The organism is Pseudomonas sp. H26/SER47-MNA-CIBAN-0231, from assembly GCF_040310465.1.
GTDB lineage: Bacteria > Pseudomonadota > Gammaproteobacteria > Pseudomonadales > Pseudomonadaceae > Aquipseudomonas > Aquipseudomonas atacamensis.
In genome coordinates, this window is record NZ_JBEOPW010000002.1 from 70,315 (window position 1) to 96,923 (window position 26,609).

The window sequence follows — 26,609 nt, forward strand, 5'->3', positions numbered from 1 at the left end:
CTAGACGCCCTGAGCCGCCAAGTCAATGAAATATTGGGCTTTTTTATGTGAGTAAAAAACGCCCGATCTAAGCGCAGCCCTTATGAAACGGGGTTCTCAGCGCTGAAATGCAGCTCTGTTCACAAGGTTATCCACAATTTGTGTGGATAACATTTCAACGGGAAGAATAGATGAAAGCTCCGTGGAATTTCGCTCGATTCCTGCCGTTGGCCGGTCGCCTGCTGGCCCGTGGACGCCTGCCGACCCTGTTGTTTGCCGTGGCCAGCAAAGGCGCCGCGCAAGGCAATCGCTTGGGCAAACTCAAGGATGATCTGCGCTTGCTACAGTCGCTGTGCCTGGCCTACTGGCGTGGCGAGTATCGCGCGATCAGTGCCAAGTCGCTGATTTCGGTGGTGGCGGGCCTGATGTATTTCCTCAGCCCGGTCGATGCCATTCCGGATTTCATTCCCATGTTCGGCATGCTCGATGACATCGCTGTCCTCGCCTGGCTGATGAAAACCCTCGATGACGAGCTCAACGCCTTCCGCCTGTGGCGCAAGCGCCAGCAACCCGAAAAGCTGGCCGTGGTTGAACGCCTCCCTGATACCCCTGAACAATTGCAGTTGCAAGGCCCGAAAAAGCCCTGACTGACCAAGACTGCCTACAGATAGATACCACTCGCGACCTTGGCCGCTGTTAGGATTACACTTCTAGGGAAAAGTGCCGACTCGCTAAGTGGTGTTGTCCTACGGGGTAGTCATGGATATTCAGATAATTGCACGCGATGGCGAACCCGAATACGCGGTTCTGCCGTGGGCTCAATATCAGGCTTTACTGAAAGCAGCAGGGATCAACGCAACACCGGTGCAGCAGCCAGCAGCGCCGCTCGCCGCCTCGCCGGAGCCGATTCTTCCGGGTCTGGATCAATTACGCAGTTTGCGCGAAGGGAAGGGCATCGCCATCGAGGCGCTGGCCCGCACGGTAGGCATCAGCCCGTCTTACCTGGCCATGATCGAAAGTGGTGAGCGTCAGCCCGACGCCGCGATTCGCCGCAGCCTGGCCTGGGAACTGACGGTGCCGGGTTGGAGGGACGAATCGTGAGCGTACGCATCAGCCGTCAACATTGGGACGGATTGCTGGGGGAACTGGACCAGGCGCGCCGTCAGCGCCATCTTCTGACCTATCGAGCCTTGCTTGAGCGTTTGCAGCTGCCGACACCGGCGATGCAGACACTGACGGCTGCGCTGGAGCATCTGGCCGCACTGGATGCCAAAGCCGAGCAGCCGTTGCGCAGTTCGCTGGTCATCAGTCAGGGCGCGAGTCGTTTGCCGCGTACCGGGTTCTTTGAATGTGTCGAGCGTCTGGGGCGCTTTTCCGGGCCGTCAGATGGCGTTGCGGCGGCGTCCTGGCATGCGTCGGAAGTGGTGCGCGTCTTCGAATACGAATACCCGGAATCGGCGGAGGCCTGAGTGTTTCTGCGGCTCAAGGCGCGGGCCGGTTACTGGCTGGCCCGCAGGCTGTTTCATTGGTCGTGGTTCGTTCGCCAGCCGCGTGGCTGGCGCTGGCTCGAAGGCCAGTTTGCACGAATGGCCAACCTCGGCGATGTCGGTGCGCAAAGCTTTTATGGGCACATTCTGACTTTTCGCGGCGTCGGGTTGGGCGCGCGTGAAGAAGGCGTGCGTTTACTGCGTCTGGCGGCGTTGGCCGGCGATGGTAAAGCCGCTTATCAAGTTGGCGTGATCAGCCTCGCCGGTACCCCGAGCAAGGCGCCGGATCCCGTTGAGGCCGCTCGTTGGTGGAGCATGGCCGCCAAGGCCGGCCACCCGTTGGCCGAGCTGAAGCTGCAACAGCTGAAGGCTGGTGATTCAACGCAGTAATTCCATGTATGTCTTCTAAGTAAACGCGGCGTGAGGTTTCCTCACGCCGCGTTTACGTTTCTGCCTGCACGTTTTTCGCTTGATGCTGGATTGCAGATTAGTCCTACATCCTTTGCCTACTCGCCTGACTTCTTTCCTCTTTGATCCCCCGCACAGTTCCCGCGACTAATTTCTTGCGCGAGGGACCGCTCATGCTTCAGCCCGTTTTTCAGTCCACCTTGTTTGCTCGCGTGTGTTGATGGAAGCCATCGCGCGCATCGAGCAGGAACTCGACAGCTTTCCGCAAACGCTCAGCCTCTACCGCAAACAGCTTGATCACTGGCTCAGTCGCAGGGCGGACCAGATCAGCGAGGCAGCAGACCTGCCATCGCTGGTGGGTATGGAGCGGATCATCCGCTTCGGCGATAGCAGTACGTCGGTCAGCAGCAGCGACGACGAATTTTCCTCCAGCGTCGTCCAGTGCCCGCACGGCGGGCTGATGCAAATCGAGAGCAAGTTCGAATCGGTCTACGACATCCCGCTGGGCAACATTTCCGTCGATGTGGTCGACGTGGATAGCGGCAAAACCGCGCCGGTCACCCTTGATCAGCAGGGCAAGGGCGAGTTCAGAGGCGACGAGGGCAAGTTCTACCGCGTTCTGGTCCACAGCGCTGTCACCTCCAGTCAAGTCGACGAGCTGTTCAAATCCTACGACGGTTTGACCGGCGAACTTGAGCGCTGGCTGCGTAGCGAGTGGCAAGGTTTCAAGCCGCAGTGGTCACAGTCGGTGGCGACCGCAGCCAGCAACGGCATGCTCGCCGGCAGTTGGGCGGCCATCGAAGGGGTATGGGACAGCCTCGGTCTGCTCTCGGAAATCCTCCAGGACCCCGGCAAGTTTGCCGAGCGTCTAGGCAGCGGCGCGGCTGATCTGATCGAGCTGGCACAGACCGCTCCGGATCTCATGGAAAAGCTGCAGTTGCTGGTCAGTGACGAAGCGGCGATGTGCTTGCTGCTACGGTCGGCGAGTCTGTGGCTGGACATGCTGCCGCCCAGCGAGGTTGCCGGCAAGTCTGCTGAAGTGGCGTCGATGATGATCGTGCAACTGATCATCGATGTGTTGATCAGCGTGGTGCTGACGTTTGTCGGAGCGGGGGCGGGGATCGCTTATCTGACGCTGCGTCTGGCAGACCGCGCAACGCAGCTGTTCAACGTCGCCAAGCGTCTGGTCAAGGCGCTGTTCAGCATCGTCAACGCCTTTATTGAATACGTTGACCGCTACAAAGCCGTTGCCGCGCGGGGCATCGCCGCCGGGGTGAAAAAGGGCCGGATGCAATTGCGCTGGGATGCCAAGCGCAACGCCATGTTGAAGAAAGACGAGCCACACGACGACGCGCCCGACCAAGCGAAAAACCCCAACGGCGATGCCGCCGATTGCGTGCCCAAAACCTGTACCAACGGCTGCCCGGTGTCGATGGTCACCGGCGAAGAACTGCTGACCCTGACCGACGCAGTGCTTGATGGCGTGCTGCCCTTCGAGTTCACCCGCTTGTACCGCAGCAGCGCGGTCGAGATCGACATCGGCCTGGGTTTCGGCTGGAGCCATACGCTGGCCCATCGCCTGTCCTTCGACGGCGATGGCGTGATCTGGATCGACCACGAAAACCGCCGCACCCGCTTTCCCCTGCCCAACGTCGCGCGCCCAGCGATTCACAACAGCCTGTCGCGGGCGGCGATCTTTCTCGGCGATGAGCCGGAAGAACTGATCCTCGCCCTGGCCGGTGACAGCGCGCGGTTCTATCACTTTCGCGCCGGACGACTGACCGCAATCAGCGATGTCTACGGTAATCGTCTGACCCTGCAACGCGATCGCTCCGACCGCATTCAGCGTCTGGACAACGGCGCCGGACGCGCCCTGCTGTTGCGTTATGACCGCGCGCAACTGGTGGCGGTCGATTACCAAGTCTTTGTTCAGGGCGAGTGGACCACCGAACAAAACCTTGCCACCTACAGCTTCGATGCGCGGCAACGCCTGCTGGTCGCGACCAACGCGGTGGGCGACAGCGAACGCTACGACTACGACGATCACCACGTCATCCTCCAGCGCCAGCTAACCGGCGGCGCGAGCTTCTTCTGGGAGTGGCAGCGCGAGGGCAAAGCCGCCCGCTGCGTGCGCCACTGGGCGTCGTTCTCGCAGATGAACACCCGTTACGTCTGGAACGATGACGACGCCAGCGTGACCGTGCATTACGTCGACGGCACCGAAGAAGTCTACGTCCACGACGATCGTGCGCGGCTGGTGCGTCAGGTTGCGGCCGATGGCGGCGAGCAGCTCAAGGCCTATGACCAGCAGGGGCGCTTGATCGCCGAGCAGGATGCGTTGGGCGCGGTCACCGAATACCGCTACGACGAAGTCGGACGGCTGATCGCGCTGATTCCGCCGGACGATGCACCAACGTCCTACGAGTACCGCAACGGTTTTCTCTACAAGCGTTGCCGTGGTGATGCGGTGTGGATTTACCGGCGCAACGCCGAAGGCGCCGTTACCGAAGCGGTCGATCCCGACGGCCAGGTCACCCATTACTACTACAACCTGCGCGGGCAATTGCTGTCGCTGCGTTATCCGGACAGCAGCCGCCACCGCTGGGTGTGGAACGAGCTCGGCCAGCTCATCGAAGAAACCCTGCCCGATGGCGGCGTGCGGCGCTTTTCCTACGATGCGCTGGGACGGCGGATTACCACCCAGGACGAATTTGGTGTTGTCAGTCGTCAGGAGTGGGACGCGGCCGGCCGACTGATCCTGACGACTTCTCCTACGGGCAGCACCCGCGCCTACAGCTACGGCGCCTACGGGCAGATCACCGCTGAGCGCGACGAGCTCGGTCGTATCACCCGCTATGAATATGACGATGATCTGCACCTGGTCTCGCGGCGGATCAATCCTGACGGCACCCGCGTGCAGTATCGCTATGACCATGCGCGGCTGTTGCTGACCGAGATTGAAAACGAATCGGGCGAAAAGTACCGACTGGATTACACGCCGACCGGATTGATCCGACAGGAAACCGGGTTTGATGGGCGGCGTACGGCTTACGTCTACGACCTCAACGGGCACCTGCTGGAGAAGACCGAGTTTGGGGATTTCGGCCCCAGTCTGGTCACCCACTATGAGCGCGACAAGGCCGGGCGTTTGCTGGTCAAGACCCTGCCCAATGGCGCCAAGATCCGCTACGACTACGACCGCCTCGGCCGCTTGGTTGCTGTCGATGACGGCCAGAACCATCCGCTGGCCTTCGAGTATGACCGTCAGGATCGGCTGATCACCGAGCATCAGGGCTGGGGCACTCTGCGCTACGCCTATGACGCCTGCGGCCAGCTCAAGCGCCTGCGTCTGCCGGATAACAGCAAGCTCGATTATCACTACGCCAAGGGCGGTGCGCTGTCAGCCATCGACCTCAATGGCACGCCGCTCACGCGCCACGTCTACCACTGCGGTCGTGAACAGCAACGCCAGCAGGGTCTGCTGCTCAGCGAATATTCCTACGACGATCAGGGCCGCTTGCTCGCCCACGCCGTAGGCCATCGCCACGCCTCGCTGTACCGCCGCGATTATGCCTACAGCGCCAACGGCAATCTCGAGCACATTGCCGACAGCCGCCACGGCCAGCGCACCTACGGCTACGACGCCCTCGACCGGTTGATCCGCGTACGCCACTCGCGCGACGAACTGCCCGAATCCTTCGCCCACGACCCGGCCGGCAACCTGCTGATGCAGGATCGCCCCGGTCCCGCGCAGATCAAAGGCAACCGCCTGCTGATGCAGGGCGACCGCCATTACGACTACGACGCCTTCGGCAACCTGATCCGCGAACGCCGTGGCCACGGCCAGACCCTGGTCACCGAATACCGCTACGACTGCCAGCACCGCCTGATCGGCCTGACCCGCCCCGACGGCCAGACCGCCACTTATCACTACGACGCCTTCGGCCGGCGCATCCGCAAAACAGTGGATGGCGCCGTCACCGAATTCTTCTGGCAAGGCGAACACCTCGTCGCCGAAAGCAGCGCCACGCAATACCGCAGCTTCCTCTACGAACCCGGCACCTTCCGCCCACTCGCGATGCTCGATGGCAAAGGCCCGAAAAAGGCCTGCCCCTTCTACTACCAACTCGACCACCTCGGCACCCCACAGGAACTCACCGACTACAGCGGCGAAATCGTCTGGTCCGCGCAATACGACGCCTACGGCAAAGTCGCCGCCGTCACCCTGGCCGGCGAAGACTACCTCGACCAACCGCTGCGTTTTCAGGGGCAGTATTTCGATGTTGAAAGCGGATTGCATTACAACCGGCATCGGTATTACGACCCGAGATTGGGAAGGTATCTGACCCCGGACCCGGTGAAGCTCGCGGGTGGGTTGAACCAGTACCAGTACGTGCCGAATCCGACGGGGTGGGTGGATCCGTTGGGGTTGAGTTGCATTTGTCCACCGTCAGCGCCGCGACGTCCTATGCGGTACGAGGCTGGTCGCGTGGTCGTCGAAGAGGGAGCGCCCCCGCTGCCAAAGATGACGGCGCAGGAACGACGGGCGAGGATTGATGAAGTGGCTGAGGAGAATGCGAAACGGCGCGTTTATGAGTACGAAGAACGTTATGACATGCACACGGTAAGGAAACACGGTCCCGAAATTCCTGATCATGCTCTAAAACAGCGCGCTATCGATGGCACTGATCCTCACACTGGAATCACTCCATTTCCTCCAAGGGGAAATCCCAGCTCACAGTTTCATAACTGGCGCATGCATTTGGGAGCATTGAACAAGGCGATGACGAAAGATAAAAATGGCTTAATCAGACATACTGGTAAAGATCACAATGAGACTCCAATTGTCAGGTTGGAGTTGCCCGGCGCAGGGCGTGGCTGGAAGCCGAATAGGAACGATCCTGAAAACCCGATTTTGAATGAAAATATGAATTGGTTTGAGGTTAAATTCGATAAAATCAACACCCAAGAGCCATTCACGGGTTACCCCTCGGAGAAGAAAATATGATTAAAGATCCGTATTTGGACGAGCTTTTCAAGCCAAGGTTTACTTGGTTTATTGGTGTCTTGGATGTTTATGATCGGGAGGAAACTCGCGGCATGGAGCTGGGCGCATATAATCCAGATATATCAGAGGATAGAGAGAGGCTAATAAGGAAGTATTGTTTGAACTTGCCCTATCTTTCGTACAGGCATAAGTTTGTTTTGTTCGAGGCGTTAGAAGAAGCGCTAAGCAATTCGGCCTATGACTTTGAAAGCTTATTCGATATTGATGAAAGCGAAACCTGCAGTTGGCCTAGGGCAGAATGGTACTCGTTGGAGAGTCCCCGCTGTTTTTTTGCAGATGTGTACCGTTTGGCTGCTGAAGTTTGGAGGGAGGATATTGATAAGGCTGCTCGCGAAGATAGGTCTACATGGTGATTGCCATTAGAATGTGAGGGTTATAGTCTGTTGGTGGAAGTGGCGGCAAGTTAGGCGGTTGCTCAGAATTGATAAATTAGCTGCTGCTTAATTTTTTCACACTCTTACAATGTTGGAGTTACTTGGTGGGGACGGGTTTTAATAAGCAAGAAATATTTCAAGCCATAGTACCGATCCGACACTTCAGGTTTTACCGGCCAAACTCATTTTCACTTCAAAAATGAAACAGCAGAAGAAAATCGCTCGTAGCGTATGGTATGGACTCGAAGGGACGAGCTACGACAATATTGCACAAGAACTTCCGTGCAAAGATCACTCAAGTCGAAAGTGGGTCTCAATATATGCTATATACAAATATTCTTTCTCAGGCGATCCGCATCAATATTACGATTTTATTCATAAATCGAAAGGGTTTAGGTTTTCGATTGTAGTGTTTACTTTGGCTATTAAAGAAATTGGCTCCAGCGATGGTATTGATGATCGGGATGTCGTGATATTAAACTTTGTGTCCGTTAATTCTGAGGAGGATATCTATACGGTTTTGGAACGGCTCGCGATCAATCCGGAATTATTCTGCCCCCCATGGCGGTGCGGGTATCCGATTTGATTAGTCCATTGCCACCGCCGGCGTAGAGCACACAACGCGATGTTGATGGAGTCTGTGAACTAACGAATTCACACGAGAGTAATATGGGGCGAGCCTCATCAAACGGAAAAATGAGCATTTACAAAGTGATTTCTAGAAAAGTATGGTGGGGGCTGGAAGCTAGAAATTACACAGAGATAGCCCAAGAGATGCCTTCGCATGATCGTTCGCTTCGGAAATGGGCTGCCATTTATGCTGTGTATCACTTGAATTTTATGGATAGGCACCCAGGAGAACGCTATTACGACTTCCTTGAGGATTCCAAGAGCTCTAAGTTCGTCTTCATTGAGTTCACCGTGCCAGTTCATATTTTGGAAACCAGAGATAGTTTTGGTGCTAGCGATATCACAATTACAAAACTGAAAAAAATGGAGACGGAGGACGAAATAAATGCCTTTCTTGAATTGAATGGGATTAATCCAGAGTTGTTCGTTCCCCCTTGGGCTTGCGACTATCCGATAGATTGAGAATTAGTCGTGACTACTTACTACCCTTCCGTGTCTTGAAAGAGGGGCATGTGATCGCTAGATTATGATTGTGAACTACATGGAGTTCATGATGCGCTACTGTGCTGGGGTTTAACCAACTAGCTGTGATGTCTGGGCCGGAGGCGCTGCAGCATCGAGCAAATACACACTAAACCCCACAACCCCCTTCGCATGATGCTTAGCCTGCGAAGCCATCTCCGCAAGCTGGCTGGCATCAAGCGTTGCGCAAGCTTCAGGTCGCAGATGTACCACCCCGATCGATAACGACAACAACGCAAACTCCTGCCGCACGCCTTGGCGATTGGGTGCAACGAAGCAGCCGGCCTCCAGATGCTCGGGGCGATAGAAGCGGCGGCATTGGCTTTGGAAATCGTCGAGCAGTTGGTTTAGACGTTTGCGCCAGTCTTCGGGGCCGAGGACGAGGAGGAAGTCGTCGCCGCCGATGTGGCCGACGAAGTCGCGGGTGGGGTCGATGCGTTCGTTGAGGCATTGGGCCAGGCAGAGCAGGACTTCGTCGCCACGGCCGTAGCCGTAGATGTCGTTGAAGGGTTTGAAGCTGTCGATGTCGACGTAGCAGATGATCGACTCGCGGGCCTGTTGCAGCAGGCGCGTGAGGCATTGCTGGATTGGTACGTTGCCCGGGAGCAGGGTAAGGGGATTTGCGTAGCGTGCCTGCTGGATTTTCAGTTCGGTGATCAGTTTCAGCACGTCGATCACCCGGCCGAGGCCGAGGTAACTGCCGTTGAGGGTGATGATGAAGTCTTCTTCGATGCGCTGGCGGGCGCGGCTGGTGATCAGGCGGCTGACCTGCTGCAGCGACTGGCTGATTTCCACGGCGAGGAAATCATCGTTCATCAGGCGGCTGATCGGTTTGCGCGCGAACAGATCGGTGGCAAACGGTTTGAGCAGTGCGTCCGACAGCGAGTGGCGATGGACGATGCCGCAGGGCTGGCCTTGTTCGTCGAGCACCGCGAGCGAATTGAGATTGGCCTGGCGGCGGAAGGCTTCCAGTACCGTCGCGGTGGGCGTATCGCGTTGCACGGCGGGCTGGTCGTTGAGCAGGGCGCTGAGGTCGCTGCCTTCGTCATTCAGCGCGACGGCGCTGCTATCGTGTTTGGGCATTAAGGCGCGAGCGTCGCGGGATGGATGTTCCTGAGGGCGGCCGAGCAGGTAGCCCTGCACCAGGTCGACGCCCATTTCAGTCAGCACCGCGAGTTCTTCCGGTAGCTCGATGCCCTCGGCGATGACTTGCGCGCGCGAGGCTTTGGCGATTTGCAGAATCGAACCGACAAACTCTCTTTTCAATGCATCCTGATGAATACCGTCGATGAAGTGCCGGTCGATCTTCACGTAATCCGGACGCAATTCCGACCACAGGCGCAGGCTCGAATAGCCTGCGCCCAAGTCGTCCAGCGCAATGGAAAAACCCATCGCCCGATAGTGATGCAGAGCGGTTTGCAGCAACTGGAAGTCATCGATTGGCGTCTGCTCGGTGAGCTCGATGACCACTTGGCTCGGCGCAATGCCCAAGTCCTGCAGCAGTTGCAACGTACGCCCGGGTTGGTGCGCGGCTTCGAGCAAGGATTCTGGCGAGACGTTAAGGAACAGCTTGCCCGGCAGTTGCTGCTCATTGAAGCGGCGACAGGCGCTTTGCCGGCAGGCGATCTCCAGTTCGCTCAATCGGCCAGCCTGTCGCGCCACGGCGAACAGGGCAATCGGCGAGTGAAGAGGGCTGTTGGACGGGCCACGGGTCAGGGCTTCGTAACCGAGAATGCGGCGTTCGGAAAGACAGATGATCGGCTGGAACAGGCTGTGTAAACCGCTTTGAGTCAGGATCGAGCTCAACGCGCTCAGCTGTTCGGTCGTGGTCATGGTAGTCTCTGGCGATAAAAAAAGGACCGGGAGCGCTTGCTCCCGGTCCTTTATTGCACGACAGAATGATGACTGTTTGATGACGATCCGGGGATCGTCAGCACTAAATTGCCATCACTTACTTCTTGGCCACCTGATTGCTCAGTTTCAGGTAATCCAGCAGGACGCGCCCGGTTTCGCTCAGGTAGGCATCATCTTCCGGTTTGACCTTGTCCGGCTCGGCAGCGGCCAATGCGTCTTCGTCTTCTTTCTTCAGCTCTTTGAGCGGTTCTTCGCCTTTGGCCTTGCGACGGATGTTCTCCATCGCCAGCTGCTTGGCGTCGATGTCGGCGTGCTGGGCACGACGATCGGCTTCGTTGAGGCTGACGGTTTTTTCTTCCATCAGTTTCTGCGCCAGGGCCAGCTTGTCGCGGATGAACACGAACTCGGCATCCTTGTTGGTGCGCGCGTCATGTTCGGACTTCAGCTGGGCGAGAAACGGCTTGAACGGATCGGCCGCTGGTTTGATCGCCGCGCGGATGGTGTCCCACGGCATGGCTTCCGGCAGGGCGCTTTCACCGATTTCCTTGGTGTCGATCAGCGACGGGTAGTCGATGTCCGGCAGCACGCCCTGGTGCTGGGTGCTCTGCCCGGAGACACGATAAAACTTGGCCAGGGTCAGTTTCAGTTCGCCATGGTTCAGCGGCTGAATAGTCTGCACGGTGCCTTTGCCGAAGGTCTGACCACCGATGATCAGCGCGCGGTGGTAGTCCTGCATGGCGCCGGCGAAGATTTCCGAGGCCGAGGCGGACAGGCGGTTGACCAGCAGCGCCATCGGGCCTTTGTAGAACGCGCCCGGGTTTTCGTCCTCGAGGACGTCGACACGGCCATCGGCATTACGCACCAGCACGGTCGGACCTTTATCGATAAACAGGCTGGTCAGTTCGGTGGCTTCCTGCAGGGAGCCGCCGCCGTTGTTGCGCAGGTCGATGACCACGCCGTCGACTTTGTCCTTCTGCAGCTCGGTGAGCAGCTTCTTGACGTCGCGGGTGGTGCTCTTGTAGTCCGGATCACCGGCACGGAAGGCCTTGAAGTCGAGGTAGAAGGCCGGGATCTCGATCACGCCGAGTTTGTAGTCCTTGCCGTCCTGTTTCAGGCTGAGAATCGACTTCTTCACGGCCTGGTCTTCGAGCTTCACCGCTTCACGGGTGATCGGCACGATCTTGGTGGTCTGATCGTTTGGCGCATTGCTCGCCGGAATCACTTCCAGGCGCACCACGGTGCCTTTCGGACCGCGAATCAGTTTGACCACTTCGTCCAGACGCCAGCCGACCACGTCGACCATTTCCTTGTTGCCCTGGGCAACGCCGATGATCTTGTCGGCCGGAGCGACCTGCTTGGTCTTGTCCGCCGGGCCTGCCGGCACCAGACGCACGACCTTCACTTGATCGTTGTCGCTCTGCAACACGGCACCGATGCCCTCGAGGGACAGGCTCATGTTGATGTCGAAGTTTTCCGCGTTATCCGGCGACAGATAGTTGGTGTGCGGGTCGTAGGACATGGCGAAGGTGTTGATGTACGCCTGGAAGATGTCCTCGGCGCGGGTCTGGTCGAGACGCGCCAGCTGATTCTTGTAGCGCTTGGTCAGGGTTTCCTGGATCTGCTTCGGGTCTTTGCCGGCGATCTTCTGGCGCAGCACTTCGTCCTTGACGCGTTTGCGCCACAGGTCGTCGAGTTCTGCGGTGGACTTGAGCCAAGGCGCGTCCTTGCGATCGATCAGCAAGGTCTCCTTGGTGTTGAAGTCCATCTTGTCGACGCCTTTGTTCAGCTCGGCAAGGGCGAAGTCCAGACGCGCCTTGACGCGGTCCAGATAGCGCTTGTAGATGGTGAACCCGGCGTTGAGGTCGCCGCTTTTGAGGAAGTCGTCGAACTGCGTCTTCCACTTGTCGAATTCGGCGATGTCGCTGGCCATGAAATAGCTGCGCGACGGGTCGAGCAGCTTGATGTAGCTGTCGTAGATGATCACCGAGCGCGCATCGTCGAGCGGCGGCTTGCTGTAGTGGTGACGCTTGAGCAACTCGACGACGTTCAGGCTGGCGATGACTTCATCGCGATCAGGCTGCAACTTGTCCCAGCTGTTGGCTGCGAATGTGGTGCCCGACACCGGCAACAGGCCGATACCGATGAAAAGAGCGAGGGCGGTGCTGGGGAGCAGATGCTTCATGCTGATTCGACGCGGGGACAATTGATAACGCATATTAGGCCGTCTTTGAAGTCGCCGGTTCTTTGAGAGCCGGTCGCATAATGCAAAAAGCCCGGCGCTACAGCTTCGGGCTCAGTCCAGACTCACTATGGAGGCAGTGTGAAGGCATTGCAAGGCGTTGAAGGTCAAGTGGCATGGGTTGAAGAGCCGAGCCCTACCTGCGATGTAGGACAAGTCCGCATCCGGGTGGCGGCAGCCGGCCTCAATCGCGCCGATTTATTACAGAAGGCAGGGCTTTATCCGCCGCCCCCCGGTGCCAGCCACGTGCTCGGTCTTGAGTGCTCCGGGGTGATCAGCGAAGTCGGTGCGGGCTCGTCCTGGCAGGTCGGCGATCGGGTTTGCGCCTTGCTGGCCGGGGGCGGCATGGCCGAAGAGGTGGTCGTCGACGGACGGCACGTGCTGCCGGTGCCCGAAGGTGTTTCGCTGATCGAGGCGGCGGCATTGCCCGAGGTGTACGCCACCGTCTGGCTGAATGTGTTTCAACTTGCAGCGTTGAAGCCCGGTGAGAAAATTCTCCTGCACGCCGGCGCAAGTGGAATCGGTTCAGCCGCCATTCAGCTGTGCAAAGCCTTCGGCAACCCGTGCTGGGTCAGCGTCGGTTCCGCCGAGCGCCTGGCTTACTGCGAAGCGCTGGGTGCGCAGGGCGGCGTGGTGCGCACCGATGATCTGGAGAGCCTGCGCGACTTCGGGCCGTTCGACGTGATTCTCGATCCGGTGGGCGGCAATTATTCAGCATTGAACCTCAAGCTGATGGCGCTGGACGGGCGTTGGGTGCTGATCGGTTTGATGGGCGGGCGCGAGGCGAAGCTGGATCTGGCGCAGGTGTTGGCCAAGCGTGTGCAACTGCTCGGTTCAACGTTGCGCAGTCGTGGCGATCAGTTCAAGGCCGATCTGCTCAGTGACCTGGGCCAGCATGTCTGGCCGCTGTTTGCCGAGGGCCGCTTGCGTCCGCAATTGGCCAAAGCGTTTGCGGTGAAGGATGCCGAAGCAGCGTTTGCCGAACTGGCGAGCAATACGGTGGCGGGCAAGTTGGTGTTGGTGATCAATGAGGGTTTGAGCTGACAGCAAAACAAGGTCAAAAGATCGCAGCCTTCGGCAGCTCCTACAGAGGCACGCATTCCAAAAGTAGGAGCTGCCGAAGGCTGCGATCTTTTGCTTTTATTTCCAGAGGTGGATCGGCCAGCCGGCCTTTTCGGCGTGCTCAAGCAGCACCGGATCCGGATTGACCACGTGCGGGAAGTCCACCTTAAGCAACAACGGCAGATCGTTGCGCGAATCGGAATAAAAACTCGCGCCTTCGAGGTTTTCTTCTTCGGCATCCAGCCATTCCAGCAAGCGGGTGATCTTGCCTTCGCGGTAAGTCAGGGTGCCGACGGTGTTGCCGCTGTACACGCCATGGGCGACTTCCAGTTCGATGGCCAATATCTCGTCGATGCCCAGACGATCAGCGATCGGGCGAACCAGGTGCGCACCGGATGCCGAAATCACCAGAATCCGGTCGCCGGCCTTGCGGTGGGCGGCGATGGTTTTGGTCGCGTCGCTGAAGATGATCGGTTCAATGAAATCTTCCACCCACGGGCCAACCAAGTGCTCGATTTCCTCAGGGGTACGGCCAATCAATGGTTCGAGACTGAAGGCCATATAGTCCTCCATCGCCAGATGTCCGCGGCCATAGGCATCCATCAGTTCCTTGTCGCGCTGCATGAACGACTCGCCATCGACCCAGCCGAGGCGGACCATCTGCTCACTCCATAGCGAGGAGCAGTCGCCGTGGATCAACGTTTCGTCCAGATCAAAAATTGCCAAAGCCATCGGGTTCTCTCCGAGAACAGCTGCAAGCTACGAGCTAATAGCTGCAAGAATTAAAATCAGGTGCACCGCAGTCTACAACTTGAAGCTTGTAGCTCGAAGCTTGCAGCTGCTTTTATGCTACTTCGCACAAGGCCGTTGGATCGATGGAAAGTGCCAGGCGCTGTCCGTCGGGATGCAGATCGGCGGCGGAGCGGTTGAGCACATCCACCACCAGTTCCACGCCGCGCGCTTCGACGCGATAGCGAATGACGTTGCCGAGCAGGCTGTGGCTGCGGATCTGCGCGTCGAGTTCGCCGTCGAGGCTCAATTCGATGGCTTCCGGGCGGATGGCGATGCGGTGGTTGATCGGCCGTTGCAACAGCTTCGACGCAGCCTCGGCGTCGAGCAGGTTGTAGTTGCCGATGAAGCCGGCGGCGAATACATCGACCGGCGCGGTGTAGAGGGTTTCGGCGTCGCCGCTCTGGACGATCTTTCCCTGATTCATCAGGAAAATCCGGTCCGACATGGTCAGCGCTTCTTCCTGATCGTGGGTGACGAAGATCGTGGTCAGGCCGAGTTCGCGCTGGATCTGACGGATCTGTTCGCGCAAGTGCTTGCGAATCCGAGCATCGAGCGCCGACAGCGGCTCATCCAGCAGCAACAAGCGTGGGCGGGTCACCAGCGACCGGGCGAGGGCGACACGTTGGCACTGCCCACCTGACAGTTGATGCGGATAGCGGCTGGCGAAGTCGTGCAGTTCAACCAGTTTCAACACTTCAGAGACGCGCTTGTGGCTGTCATCGGCGTTGACCTTTTGCATGCGCAGGCCGAAGGCGACGTTCTGTTCGACGGTCATGTTGGGGAATAGCGCGTAGCTTTGAAAGACCATACCGATGCCACGTTTCTGTGGGCTCAACGGCACGAGGTCGACACCGTCGAGGAGGATCTTGCCGCCATCCACCGGGGTCAGCCCGGCGATGCAGCGCAGCAAAGTCGACTTGCCGCAACCGGACGGGCCGAGCAGGGTGACGAACTCGCCTTTGTTGATTTCGCAATCGATGTCGCTGAACACCGTGGTGCCGGCATAACTTTTCTGCAGGTGTTGGACGCTGACGTAGCTCATTCGCTTTTGTCCTTGTTCAAGATGTTGGCGATCCAGGTCAGGACCAGCACGAAAAAGAAATACGAAATGACCAGCGCACTGGTGAAGTGGCCGCTGCTGTTGCGCATGTTGTTCAGGTACACCTGCAGGGTTTCGTAGCGGGTGCCGACGAGGATGTTGGCGAACACGAACTCTCCGAAGAGGAACGAGAAAGACAGTAGCAGCGCCACCATCAGGCCTTTGCGCAGATTCGGCAGCACCACCAGAAACGCCGCTTGAAAAGTGCTGGCGCCAAGCAGTTGCGCGGCGTCCATCAGGTCGCGCAGGTTGATCGCTTGCAGGTTGTTGGTGATCGCGCGGTACATGAAAGGCAGCGCCACGGTGAAGTAGCAGCCGATCAGAATCCATGGCGTACCGACCATCGCCATCGGCCCGGAACCGTAGAGCTGCAACAGCCCCACCGAGGACACCACCGGCGGTACCGCGAAGGGCAGCAGGATGAGGATGTTCATCAGCGCATCGAGTTTCGGAAAGTAGTAATGCACGACAAACAGCAGCGGCAGGATCAGCACCACCGATAACACCAGCGCGCCGACGCAGACGATCAGCGACTGCCCGAATGCGTGGAGAAAGCGCGGATCGCTCCACAGCTGGATGTACCACTTGAAGGTGAAGCCGCTGGGCAGAATCGTTGCCGACCAACTGCTGGCGATCGAATAGACCAGCGTGCCCAGCAGCGGCAACAGCAGAATGGCGAACAGCAGATAGACCACGACGCGGTGGTAGACGCCGGCCGGGCCGGATTCAGCGCGAGACATGGTAGCTCCTCTTCAACAGCAATTGATGCACGACGGTGACGATGGTCATCAGCGCCACGAGCACCACGGCCAGCGCGCTGGCCAGGTTCGGGTCAAGGGAAATGTCGCCGGAGACCATGGCCGCGATACGAATCGGCAGAACGTTGAAGTTGCCGGTGGTCAGCGCATAAACCGTGGCGTAAGCGCCGAGGGCGTTGGCCAGCAGGATGACGAAAGTACCGAGCAACGCCGGGGTCAATACCGGCAGGCCGATGTGCCGCCAGAACTGCCAGCCGTTGGCGCCGAGCAGTGCGGCGGACTCGCGCCAGTCTTCACGCAGAGCGTCGAAAGCCGGGTAGAGGAGCAGCACGCCGAGGGGAATCTGGAAGTAGGTGTAGAGGATGATCAGGCCGGTTTTCGAGTACAGGTTGAAGTCCTGAATGATCCCCGACTGCTTGAGCATGATGGTGATGCTGCCGTTGAAACCGAGCAGGATGATGAACGCAAAAGCCAGCGGCACGCCGGCAAAATTGCTGGTCATGTTGGCGAAGGCATTCACGAAGTTGCGCAGCTTCGAATCGACGCGGCGTAGTGAATACGCACCCAGCACGGCGATGATGATGCCGAATACGCTCGACCAGAAACTGATCTCCAGGCTGTACTGGATCGCCTGCCGATAGAACTTCGAACCGAAGATCCTGCTGAAGTTGGCCAGGCCCCAGCCGGACTCTTCCGATTGCAGGCTGTTGATCATCACCCAGACCAGCGGGGCGATTTCGAAGACGATAAAGAACAGCGCGAAGGGCACCAGACACAGCGCCGCGAGCCATTTGCCGCGATTCATGGCATTCACTTGAGCAGCTCCCGGCACACAGGTTTGTCGTGGGGCACGCCGAGCAGCTCGCAAACCGTGCCGCAGAGCTCGGTCTGCTTCGGTGTGACATCAGGGTTGAGGCTGAACGCCTCGCCGAGGACGAACAGCGGCACCTGACGTTCTTCCGCCAGCAGGCCGTTGTGCGAGCGATCGTTGTTCATGCCGTGGTCGGCGGTCACCAATACCTGATAACCAGCGTCGAGCCAGCTTTGCAGATAGTCGGCGAGGATGACGTCAGCCGAGCGCGCGCTGTTGCGGTATTGCGAGCTGTCGAGGCCGTGCTTGTGTCCGGCGTCGTCGATATTCATCGGGTGGATCAGGAGGAAATCCGGCGCATGACGCAGGCGCAGGTTCTCCGCGTCGGCGAACAGGTGCGAATCCGGATAATGGTCGTTCCAGTAGAAATGCCCGTGCTGGATCGGCAGCGTCGGATCGTCGGTGTGGCGGTCGCGCGCGGCCACGAACGGTGAGCGGTTATACAACTCGCTGACCCAGTGATACGCCGCAGCGGCGGTTTTCAATCCGGCATCGCGGGCGTAGTGATAGATGCTGCGCTGGTTGGACAAGCGCGAGACATTGTTGTGGACGATGCCGCTGCCGATCGGTGGCACGCCGGTGAGAATACATTCGTAAAGCGGTCGGGACAGGGCCGGCAGTTCGCACTCTAGTTGATAGAGCGCCGCGCGTCCTGCGCCAACATAAGCCTGCAGATGCCCCATGGCGTGACACGCAACCTCGTAGTTGAGGCCGTCGAGCACGACAAGGATGACGTTGTGCTTCATAGGGGCAAGAACTCCGCGAAATTCAGATATTCCGAAATCAACCCGATCCCCTGTGGGAGCGAGCCCGCTCGCGAATGCAATACATCATTCAACAGTGATGTCGACTGACGCGCCGCCTTCGCGAGCAGGCTCGCTCCCACATTCGGATCTTCAGCGGATCCCGAACAGGGGGATCACAGGATTACTTCATCTCTACGATGACTTCCTCGTTCCACTGCTGCGGCAGGGCTTTGGAGGTCTTCTCCCATGCATCGGCGTCCTTGACCGGCGTGACGTTTTTGTATTGCTCGTTCGGCAGCAGTTTGGCTTTCACGTCTTCCGGCAGTTGCAGGTGTTCGGCGCGGATCGGCCGGGCGTTGCCGCGGGCGAGGTTGGTCTGGCCGGCGTCGCTGAAGATGTATTCGCGCGTCAGCTTGGCGGCATTGGGGTTTTTCGCGTACTTGTTGATGATCGTGGTGTAGCCGGAAATCACCGAGCCGTCGGATGGAATCAGCACTACGTAATCATCCGGGTTGGCCATCTTGGCTTTGTAGCTCAGGCCATTGAAGTCCCAGACCACGCCGACTTCAATCTCGCCTTTTTCCATGGTGGCGATGGTCGGGTTGGCCATCGACAGACGACCCTGTTTGGCGAGGTCGGCGAACAACAGCAGTGCAGGCTTGATGTTTTTCTCGTCACCGCCATTGGCCAGTGCGGCAGCGAGGACACCGTTGGCGGCCTGGGCAGCAGTGCTCACGTCGCCGATGGAGACTTTGTATTTACCGGTTTTCAGGTCAGCCCATTTGGTCGGCACGTCGGAGCCGTTCAGCAGCTTCTTGTTGACGATGAAGGCGATGGTGCCGGTGTAGGCCAGTGCCCAGTTGCCGTCCTTGTCCTTGGCCCAGTCCGGAATCTGATCCCAAGTGCTTGGCTTGTACGGTTGCACCACGCCTTGCTTGACCGCGATCGGGCCGAAGGCAGCACCGACGTCGCCGATATCGGCGGTGGCGTTGTCTTTTTCAGCGGCGAACTTGGCGATTTCCTGAGCCGAACTCATATCGGTGTCGATGTGTTTCAAGCCGTAATTCGCAGCCAGATCATCCCAGGTGCCTTTCCAGTTGGCCCAGTTGTCGGGCATGCCGACGCTATTGACGGCGCCTTCCGCTTTCGCAGCGGCTTCGAGGGTCTTCAGATCGGTGTCGGCCGCCATGGCGGCGCTGCACATTGCAATGGTCGAGCCTAACAGTGTTGCCAGGAAAAACTGTTTCATTCCGAAGCTCCTTGGTCGTGTTCAACGCTGCGATTGCGGTTGGGTTGGTCTAGGTCAGCAATACCTGAGCCAATTTAGGCGGGCTGGATGACATTTTGATGTCGATGGCCTTGTGGCTGATCTTTTCTCCGCCCGGGATTGGCCGTTGCCAAACAAGCGTAGACCATGACGCAGGCCCGATACGCAAGGGACTTGGCCGATGTATTGCAAGCCGTGAAAACGACCGTTGGGTAGTTTTGTCATCTGTCGGTCATCTGCACTGCCTAGGCTTGCAACACACGAAAGCGCTCTGAGCAGCGCCCGGATTTGCCCTGAAACAGTGCTGGTCTAGTCCAGATAGGTAACGTTGATGCGCGATGAGGCAACGAAAGCGGTGACAGCGATTGGCCAAGTGTTGCAGGAGCAAATCGATCACGGTTTGCTGGCGGCCGGGAGCAAGTTGCCCGCTGAACGCAAGCTGAGCGAGCTGTTCGGGACGACGCGGATCACTGTGCGTGAAGCGCTGTTGCAGCTTGAGGCACAGGGGCAGATTTACCGTGAGGAGCGGCGTGGCTGGTTCGTGTCGCCGCCGCGTCTGGCTTATAACCTCATGCAGCGCAGTCACTTCCACGCCATGGTCAGTGCGCAGGGGCGCGAACCTTCGACCGAGGTGATTTCGGCGCGGTTGCAGCCGGCTTCGGCGGCGGTGTGTGCGTGGTTGCAGTTGCCGGCGTTGTCGAGCGTGATTCAGATTTGCCGCTCGCGGCGCATTGATGGGCGACTGGTGTTGTATGTGGAGCACTATCTGAATCCGCAGTTTTTTCCGGGGATCCTCGAGTTTGATTTGAATCAGTCGATCACCGAGTTGTATGCGCGGCATTTCGATTTGCACTATGGGCGGGTGCGGTTTGAGATCGTGCCTACGTCTTTATCTGTCGATGCGGCGGCGGCTTTGCGGGTGTCGGTGGGGAGTCCGGGATTGAGGATTGCTCGGGTCAATTATGATCAGCATGGGCGGCTGATTGATTGTGATCTGGAGTTTTGGCGGCATGATGCGATTCACGTAGGGGTTGATGTGGTTTGATCTTCTGGTCGCTGCGCTCCCACAGTCACCTCCCTCTCTACTTGCCCACCGCCGCATTCCCATACAGATAATCCGTCGCCAACGGCGCCAGTGTCCTCACCCCAACCACCAGCGCCGACTCATCCACAAAGAACCCCGGATTGTGATTCGGCGCGGCTTTGCTCATGTCCTGGTCCCTCGGGGTCACTCCAAGAAACACAAACAGTCCCGGCGCTTCCTTGGCGAAGAACGAGAAATCTTCCGCCCCACCCACCAGCGGTCCCTGCACCACATCATCCTTGGCCGCCCACTTCAATGTCGGCAGCATTTTCTCGGTTAGTGCAGGGTTGTTAATGGTCGGGTCGTATTTTTCGATGATGGTGACGTCGGCTTTGGCGCCGCCGCTTTCGGCGATTTTCTCGATGGTCTGGCGTACGTCGCTGTGCAGTTTCTGGCGGATGCCGTAGTCGTAGGAGCGGATGGTGCCGGTCATGTCGAGTGATTCGGGGATGATGTTGTAGCGGGTGCCGCCGTTGATGGTGCCGATGCTGACCACCGACGGGTAAGAGGAAATGTCGGTGCGGCGGCTGACCACGGTCTGCAGGCCGACGATGGTTTGTGCGCCGACGGTGATTGGGTCGATGCCATCCCAGGGGCGGCCGGCGTGGGTTTGTTTGCCGTGGATCTTGATGCGCAGGTCGTCGGAGCTGGCCAGGGTCGGGCCGGGGCGGTAGGCGATCTGGCCGGCGGGGACGCCGGCCCAGACGTGCAGGCCGAACACCGCGTCTGGTTTCGGCGATTTCATTACGCCTTCCTCGACCATCATCTTAGCGCCCCAGGTGTTTTTGCCGTCGGGAATGAAGTCGCTCGGGCCTTCTTCGGCGGGCTGGAAGTAGAACACCACGGTGCCGGGCAGGGTGTCGCGCATGCCCGTCAGAATTTTCGCTGCGCTGAGCAGGATTGCGGTGTGGGCGTCGTGGCCGCAGGCGTGCATGACGTCGACTTCCTTGTCGAGATACGTGCCTTTGGCTTTCGAAGCGAACGGCAAGTCGGAGACTTCCTTGACCGGCAGCGCGTCCATGTCGGCGCGCAGGGCCACGGTCGGGCCGGGCAGGGCGCCTTTGAGAATGGCGACAATGCCGGTGCGGGCGACGCCGGTTTTCACTTCCAGGCCCATTGCTTGCAGCTGTTTGGCGACCAGTTCAGCGGTGCGTTTTTCAGTGTTGCCAAGTTCTGGATGAGCGTGAAGGTCGCGGCGGGTTTCGAGCAGCTCCGGTTCGAGCTTCTGCGCCTGCTCGGCGATGCGCGTGCGGGCGCTGTCCATCGTCGCGGCACTGGCGTGGCTGGCGACCAGGGTGAGCAAAAGGGTCTGGGCAATGCGCGTCAGTTGCATGGGTTTCTCCTTGATTATTGTTGTTGGCTTCCTTGCCTGTGACAAAGGCTTTGCACGCAAGTGCGATCGGGTCCGGAAAACGCTATGCGCTCCGACAGATTTACGTTTGAGCATAAGTTATCAGCGAAAACTCCTACCGCTTTATCAGTTCCGTCCGGCGTGACAGATAAAACGCGGGCGATAACCATGTACCGCACCGCACAACATCTATTTCCATAAATTTCTCCAGGTACCGGTCACGTTATTGGCTGTTTGAGGATAACGGGTCAGTGCGACAAAACTATTGTCCATGGAGGACTTATAAATGCAGCGTAATGGAATAACGCTTCCGCCGATTGTTGTGCGTCCGGATAAACAAGATGAATATTTACATTATTTAGGTGCAGGGGACGGCTCGGGACCAGGCATTAACTTTGCGCCGTTGGGTGAAATACTCGATATGGAAAGTATCTACAAAGATACTTCCAGAAATATTGCTCAAGTCATCGAACATGAACTGGCAGAAGTGCGGGCAGCAGGCGACCAAAGTGTATTGCCGCCTTTGGATGCGCTGGCGCGGGAGATGCGATTCAGGGAGTCGCTGACGACACGAAAATTCAATGCGTTTTTCGTGGCGAGAGACGTTGCCATTCAACGTTTCAGTCATGCCCAAATTGAAACGTTTTTTAACGGTGGCCGGTTACCGCAGGTAAATCGGCGAGGCAGTAGTGTCAGCGTTCGGCAGGCCTATAGCGCCTTGTTCAATGCCAAGTTGTTGGTCGAAGGCATCAACTTGTTGAACAGCCAGTCGGCCACGGTCAAGGGCATGATTGCCGTGGTGCAAGCGCAGGAAGCCGAGCGGATCGCTCAGGAGCAGGCGCGGTTGGCGGCGGAACACGCCAGGCAGGTTGCACAGGAACAGGCCCGCGTTGCTCAAGAGCAGGCGCGGCGGCTGGCGGAGGAGCTGGCGCGGCAGGCCGCCGCCGATGAAATCAGGCGGCTCGAAGAGGAACAGGCCCGTTTGGCGGCTGAGGCACTGGAGCGCAAGCGTGCCGAGGAACAGGCGGCGCTTGAGGCTGAAGCCGAAGCACGCAGGGTGGCTGACGAAAAGCGCCGGCAGGACACCCCCGGTGGGCACAGTAGCCTTTTGCGCTTTCAGGGCAATACCAGCCACGCCCAACTCGTATTTGCGACCTCCGCTGGTGCGGTCGCAATTGCCGACAGCCTGATGGCGGGTCTTGCCGGTTCGATTCGCTCGGCGGTGGCAGGTTTATCGGGGCTGGCTGCTGGCACGGCGTCCGGTCTGATGGTGGGGGTAAGTGCATTTGTCTACTCACCGGCATTGGGCAATGGAGAATTGCCTGAACGCTTTCTGCTCAGCGTTCCATTGTCCGATCTGCTGCCCGGTCAACTGCCTGATCTGGACAGGCTGGCAAGCGAAAGGGCACGACTGAATCTGCCGGTGCGTTTGAGCGCCCGGCCGCTGACGGGCTCTCTCGCCGAACTGCTTGTCGTTCCGGTAGCGGGGACAAAACGGCCTTCCGGCGTTCGCGTGGTTGCAGCTGGTTTCAACGCAGGGAACAACACTTACAGCGCGACCCTCACTGACATCCCGCCGACAACCGCGGTCTGGACTCCCGCAGTAACGCCGGCAGACAGTTCAACGCTATTCCCAATCGAGAATCCGTCCCCACCGCGATATATCGGCGGCAACCTCGTGCCGATTGAAGGACGGATCGACGCTTACCCAGGGCGGGGCAACATTCGTTTCGACGACTTCATTCTGGTCTTCCCACCGGAATCGGGTCTGCCACCGCAGTACGTCATGTTCCGGGATCGACGCAATGATCCAGGGGTGGCGAGTGGTCATGGAGCGCCGGTTGCGGGTGGATGGTTAGGGGCTGCTGCGCAGGGTGATGGGGCGCTAATCCCATCGCACATTGCTGATCAGTTACGGGGTCGTCAGTTCAACAGTTTCAGAGCATTCAGAGAAACATTCTGGAAAGCTGTTTTCAATGACGAAAAACTGGCTGACTTATTTAATGAAACAAGTTTGAACGAAATGAAAAAGGGCAAAGCCCCGATAGTTAGAATGAACGATTCAGCAGGAGCAAGAGTGAAATACGAACTGCATCATAAGGTCGGCTTGGCCGAGGGAGGGGATTTATATAATGCTGACAACATAAATATCGTTACCCCGAAGGCGCATGTTGAAATTCATAAAGGGCTTTGATATGAGATCGATACAGGATATGAGAGAGGAAGATTTTCTCGAGTTTGTCAGGAAAATACATGATTCCGGGTTTACTACAGAAAAGCAGCAAATTGCTGCCATTCTTGAGTTCTGCCGGCTAGTTGAACATCCATCTGGTTACGATTTGATTTACTACCCAGAGGAAGGTAAGGATGGGCCTGAAAATGTTGTCTTGGAGGTAAAAAACTGGCGTTCCGCTAATGGCAAACCTGGTTTCAAGGCCAGATAAAGCTAGCCCCCTATTGGTATTACCTGCCAATAGGGGGCCATCTCTGTTCAGCTTTCCTTTTTGATTTCCACCCCAGGCGTAATCACCTGCACACTCATCCTTGGCGTCGCCAGATCCAGCCCCGCCTCATCCAGTTGCCTTTTCAGCGACAAATTGAACGCCCGGGAAACTTCCCACTGCTTGATCGGCGCAGTCTTGAACCGTGCGCGGAGGATCGCGCTGCCGGACTCGAAACTTTCCACACCCTGAATCTCCAATGGCGACCAGATGTTGCGGCGCTGCAACGGATCGCTGCGCATCTTCTGGCCGACGTCGCGCATCAGTTTGATCGCGTCGTCGATTTCCATGTTGTACGGCACGGCGACGCGGAAGATGGCGTAGCCGAATTCCCGCGAGTAGTTCTTGATGCTTTTGATTTCGCTGAACGGGATGGTGTGGACGATGCCGTCGATGTCGCGCAGGCGCACGGTGCGGATGGTCAGACCTTCGACGGTGCCGAGGTGGCCGCCAACGTCGACGTAATCGTCGATGGCCAGCGAGTCTTCGATGATGATGAACAGGCCGGTGATCAGGTCGGCGACCAGCGACTGCGCGCCGAAACCGATGGCCAGACCGATCACGCCGGCACCGGCCAGCAGCGGCGTGACGTTCATGCCCATGTTCGCCAGGGCGACGATCAGCGCAATGATAAATATCGCCACGAACAGCACGTTGCGGATCAGCGGCATCATCGTCTGCGCCCGGGCGTTGGCCAGGCCTTTGCGCGAGCGGGTGAGGGCGTGGTGCACGGCGGTGTCGGCGAGGATCCAGATCAGCCAGGAGAAAATCAGCGTGCCGATCAGGCTGAACAGTTTGACGCTGATGTCATGGCCATCGCCTTCGGCGAACGCGATCAGCGAATGGCCCCAGACGCGCAGGCCCAGTTCGATGAAGATCAGCCACACCAGCAAATGCGTCAGGGTGTAGAAGAAGTTTTTCAGTCGCTCCGAATACAGCGCATGGCGTTTCGGCCCGCGTTGCGGTTTCAGCGAATGGCGGCGCACGAGGCCGTTGATAACCATGCACAACACCAGCAGCACCGTGCAGATCAGCGACTGCCGCAGCGCGGTGCTGGTGTCGCCGGCGGAGACAAACGTGGCGAACAGCGAGATGCCGACCAGCACCAGTGCCGGCACGTACCAGAAGGTGCCGAGGATCTCGATGGTGTCGCTGAGGGCGCGGCGGGTCAGGCGGCGTGACAGCGGTTGGTTGCGGATCACAGGTGTGCGATCGGTCGGCGGAATCGCAGAATGAACAGGCCGGTCGACAGCGCCGCGAGCACATTGGCAGTGGTCGCGGCGGTGTGCGCCAGATGCACGCCCAGGCTCTCGACCAGACGCGGATCACTCAGCGCTTCACCAAACGCGGCGAAGCTGCCGATCAGCCACAGCGGCCGAAACGCCTGATGACGCAGAATGTACAGCGCGCGATGGCGGTGCGGGCCATCGAGCAGGGAGAAGGCGATCACGCAGATCGCCGAAAAACAGGTGCCGACCACCAAGGCATAGGCCAGCACCATCGCCAGGCTTTTGCCCAGTGACGACGGCAGCACGTAGCTCATGTACACCGTCATCACCAATGCGATCAGCCACGGCCCGAGCTTGCGCAGGGCAAAGCGCAGCATGTCGAGGGCCTTGGGGTGTTGCGGCAGTTCTTCGGTGAGGCCGAAGCGCAGACGCACGCGGTGGCTGAGCCAGATCAGCGCGGCGGCGAGCAGACTCCAGACCATCAGGATCACCGCGAAACCGAAGATGATCGGCAGCCATTCATTGGCCGGCAGCAGCTTGCTGGTCAGTTCGTCCTTGGCCAGATCGAATTCGTTGGACCAGCGGGTGAGCGGGCTGTCGGCGCCGGAAAACTGTTTTTCGAAGCTGGCGAGGGTGCCGCCGATCAGGCCCAGCACGCCTTCTTCGGGGGTGGTCTGAGCTTTCTTCGTGGCGTCGCGCAGCTTCTTCAGATCACTGAGCAGCTGCGCGCGTTGCTTGTCGTTTTCCAGCGACTTGATCACTTCGTCCAGGGACTGGCCGAGGGGTTCCACGGCTTCAGGCTGCGGTTTGGAAGTGTTGAGCAGGCCGGGCAGACCGACTGCCTGGGCGGGCGCCAGCGGCAGCAGCGTCATCAGGCAGACAAGCAGCAGACCGGGCAAAGCAAAAAGACGAGCAAACACCAGAAAACAACCTCGCGATAGGCGGATGCGCTGGAGTGTACGAGGCCCCTTGGCGCAATGCGAGCCGGGCGCGGTCATTCGTTGAGTTTGGCGAGGATCTTGTAGACCACCGTGGCGAGGATCATCAGCATGCCGATCCACATGGCGAACACCCCGGCGTTCTTGTCGCGGAAGTTGAAGCCGATGGCCAGCAGGATCATTCCGCTGAGGATGGGAATGAGCATGGCGTGGAAGGAGGACATCGAGATCATGAAGACTGCCTTGTCTGTAGAGGATTCTTGCAGTCTAGGCGGGTTTTCGAGGCAGGGTGTGATGTGGCTCAGGAATGCATCAGGCCGAGAGGATTCTGCTGTCTGCACAGGCGCTTT

At 58.6% G+C, this 26,609-nt stretch carries 21 protein-coding genes and 1 pseudogene; 11 read left to right on the plus strand and 11 right to left on the minus strand.

Features of this window, described 5'->3' with window-relative positions:
* Positions 1-170: 170 nt before the first annotated feature.
* The 7 genes from AAEZ10_RS03195 to AAEZ10_RS03225 all read left to right on the plus strand — a co-directional run bounded on the left by AAEZ10_RS03195 (position 171) and on the right by AAEZ10_RS03225 (position 8,408).
* On the plus strand, positions 171-626 hold the full coding sequence (locus tag AAEZ10_RS03195) for a YkvA family protein (RefSeq protein ID WP_016773733.1): 456 nt from the start codon (positions 171-173) through the stop codon (positions 624-626).
* Positions 627-738: 112 nt separating this feature from the next.
* Positions 739-1,080, plus strand: a complete 342-nt coding sequence (locus AAEZ10_RS03200; protein ID WP_056783977.1) for a helix-turn-helix domain-containing protein — start codon at positions 739-741, stop codon at positions 1,078-1,080.
* Positions 1,077-1,448 (plus strand): hypothetical protein, encoded by a 372-nt coding sequence (locus AAEZ10_RS03205; RefSeq protein WP_003223109.1) that lies wholly within the window; start codon positions 1,077-1,079, stop codon positions 1,446-1,448. Before AAEZ10_RS03200 ends, AAEZ10_RS03205 begins: the two co-directional genes overlap by 4 nt.
* Complete coding sequence (locus tag AAEZ10_RS03210) at positions 1,449-1,856, plus strand: SEL1-like repeat protein (RefSeq protein ID WP_323168347.1); 408 nt, start codon at positions 1,449-1,451, stop codon at positions 1,854-1,856. It begins immediately after the preceding gene.
* Positions 1,857-2,094: 238 nt separating this feature from the next.
* On the plus strand, positions 2,095-6,882 hold the full coding sequence (locus tag AAEZ10_RS03215; RefSeq protein ID WP_350567641.1) for an RHS repeat-associated core domain-containing protein: 4,788 nt from the start codon (positions 2,095-2,097) through the stop codon (positions 6,880-6,882).
* Positions 6,879-7,295: a hypothetical protein gene (locus AAEZ10_RS03220; RefSeq protein ID WP_110645114.1), complete on the plus strand. Its 417-nt coding sequence runs from the start codon at positions 6,879-6,881 to the stop codon at positions 7,293-7,295. The genes AAEZ10_RS03215 and AAEZ10_RS03220 overlap by 4 nt, the downstream gene beginning before the upstream one ends.
* A 717-nt stretch (positions 7,296-8,012) precedes the next feature.
* Positions 8,013-8,408, plus strand: a complete 396-nt coding sequence (locus AAEZ10_RS03225) for a hypothetical protein (protein WP_110645194.1) — start codon at positions 8,013-8,015, stop codon at positions 8,406-8,408.
* A 111-nt stretch (positions 8,409-8,519) separates the two neighbouring features.
* On the opposite strand, the gene AAEZ10_RS03230 is transcribed toward AAEZ10_RS03225, so the two are convergent.
* Both AAEZ10_RS03230 and AAEZ10_RS03235 read right to left on the minus strand, forming a co-directional pair.
* A complete protein-coding gene (locus tag AAEZ10_RS03230) occupies positions 8,520-10,301 on the minus strand; it encodes a bifunctional diguanylate cyclase/phosphodiesterase (RefSeq protein WP_350567645.1) in 1,782 nt (593 codons plus the stop codon).
* 118 nt (positions 10,302-10,419) lie between these two features.
* On the minus strand, positions 10,420-12,504 hold the full coding sequence (locus tag AAEZ10_RS03235) for a carboxy terminal-processing peptidase (protein WP_162999827.1): 2,085 nt from the start codon (positions 12,502-12,504) through the stop codon (positions 10,420-10,422).
* Between the two features lie 138 nt (positions 12,505-12,642).
* Between AAEZ10_RS03235 and AAEZ10_RS03240 the strand changes: the two genes are divergently transcribed.
* Positions 12,643-13,605 carry a zinc-binding dehydrogenase gene (locus tag AAEZ10_RS03240; RefSeq protein WP_133340149.1) on the plus strand — a complete coding sequence of 321 codons (963 nt, stop codon included), beginning with the start codon at positions 12,643-12,645 and terminating at the stop codon, positions 13,603-13,605.
* 96 nt (positions 13,606-13,701) lie between these two features.
* Here AAEZ10_RS03240 and AAEZ10_RS03245 read toward each other — a convergent pair whose 3' ends face one another.
* From AAEZ10_RS03245 to AAEZ10_RS03270, 6 genes are all read right to left on the minus strand, one after another.
* A complete protein-coding gene (locus AAEZ10_RS03245; protein ID WP_016773740.1) occupies positions 13,702-14,355 on the minus strand; it encodes an HAD family hydrolase in 654 nt (217 codons plus the stop codon).
* Positions 14,356-14,467: 112 nt separating this feature from the next.
* Positions 14,468-15,457, minus strand: coding sequence for an ABC transporter ATP-binding protein (locus tag AAEZ10_RS03250; RefSeq protein WP_130929269.1), 990 nt, complete (start codon positions 15,455-15,457; stop codon positions 14,468-14,470).
* The gene (locus tag AAEZ10_RS03255) at positions 15,454-16,254 is read right to left on the minus strand and encodes an ABC transporter permease (RefSeq protein WP_056784005.1); all 801 of its coding nucleotides are present in this window, start codon (positions 16,252-16,254) and stop codon (positions 15,454-15,456) included. Before AAEZ10_RS03255 ends, AAEZ10_RS03250 begins: the two co-directional genes overlap by 4 nt.
* Positions 16,241-17,077, minus strand: a complete 837-nt coding sequence (locus tag AAEZ10_RS03260) for an ABC transporter permease (RefSeq protein WP_160768335.1) — start codon at positions 17,075-17,077, stop codon at positions 16,241-16,243. Before AAEZ10_RS03260 ends, AAEZ10_RS03255 begins: the two co-directional genes overlap by 14 nt.
* A 5-nt stretch (positions 17,078-17,082) precedes the next feature.
* Entirely contained in the window at positions 17,083-17,889 is an 807-nt protein-coding gene (locus tag AAEZ10_RS03265; protein ID WP_130929268.1) for an alkaline phosphatase family protein, read from the minus strand.
* A 181-nt stretch (positions 17,890-18,070) separates the two neighbouring features.
* The gene (locus tag AAEZ10_RS03270) at positions 18,071-19,138 is read right to left on the minus strand and encodes an ABC transporter substrate-binding protein (RefSeq protein ID WP_350567652.1); all 1,068 of its coding nucleotides are present in this window, start codon (positions 19,136-19,138) and stop codon (positions 18,071-18,073) included.
* Positions 19,139-19,487: 349 nt separating this feature from the next.
* Between AAEZ10_RS03270 and phnR the strand changes: the two genes are divergently transcribed.
* Positions 19,488-20,201 (plus strand): phosphonate utilization transcriptional regulator PhnR, encoded by a 714-nt coding sequence (phnR, locus tag AAEZ10_RS03275; RefSeq protein ID WP_016773745.1) that lies wholly within the window; start codon positions 19,488-19,490, stop codon positions 20,199-20,201.
* Positions 20,202-20,238: 37 nt separating this feature from the next.
* Here phnR and AAEZ10_RS03280 read toward each other — a convergent pair whose 3' ends face one another.
* Positions 20,239-21,573: an amidohydrolase gene (locus AAEZ10_RS03280; protein WP_350567654.1), complete on the minus strand. Its 1,335-nt coding sequence runs from the start codon at positions 21,571-21,573 to the stop codon at positions 20,239-20,241.
* Between the two features lie 304 nt (positions 21,574-21,877).
* On the opposite strand from AAEZ10_RS03280, the gene AAEZ10_RS03285 reads away from it, so the two are divergent.
* Both AAEZ10_RS03285 and AAEZ10_RS03290 read left to right on the plus strand, forming a co-directional pair.
* Positions 21,878-23,785 (plus strand): pyocin-S2/colicin E7-DNase domain-containing protein, encoded by a 1,908-nt coding sequence (locus AAEZ10_RS03285; protein WP_350567657.1) that lies wholly within the window; start codon positions 21,878-21,880, stop codon positions 23,783-23,785.
* Between the two features lie 19 nt (positions 23,786-23,804).
* On the plus strand, positions 23,805-24,035 hold the full coding sequence (locus tag AAEZ10_RS03290; RefSeq protein WP_305887775.1) for a bacteriocin immunity protein: 231 nt from the start codon (positions 23,805-23,807) through the stop codon (positions 24,033-24,035).
* 47 nt (positions 24,036-24,082) lie between these two features.
* Here AAEZ10_RS03290 and AAEZ10_RS03295 read toward each other — a convergent pair.
* Positions 24,083-26,241, minus strand: a pseudogene (locus tag AAEZ10_RS03295) (mechanosensitive ion channel family protein).
* A gap of 74 nt (positions 26,242-26,315) precedes the next feature.
* Positions 26,316-26,492: a hypothetical protein gene (locus AAEZ10_RS03300; protein WP_016773747.1), complete on the minus strand. Its 177-nt coding sequence runs from the start codon at positions 26,490-26,492 to the stop codon at positions 26,316-26,318.
* Positions 26,493-26,609: the final 117 nt, after the last annotated feature.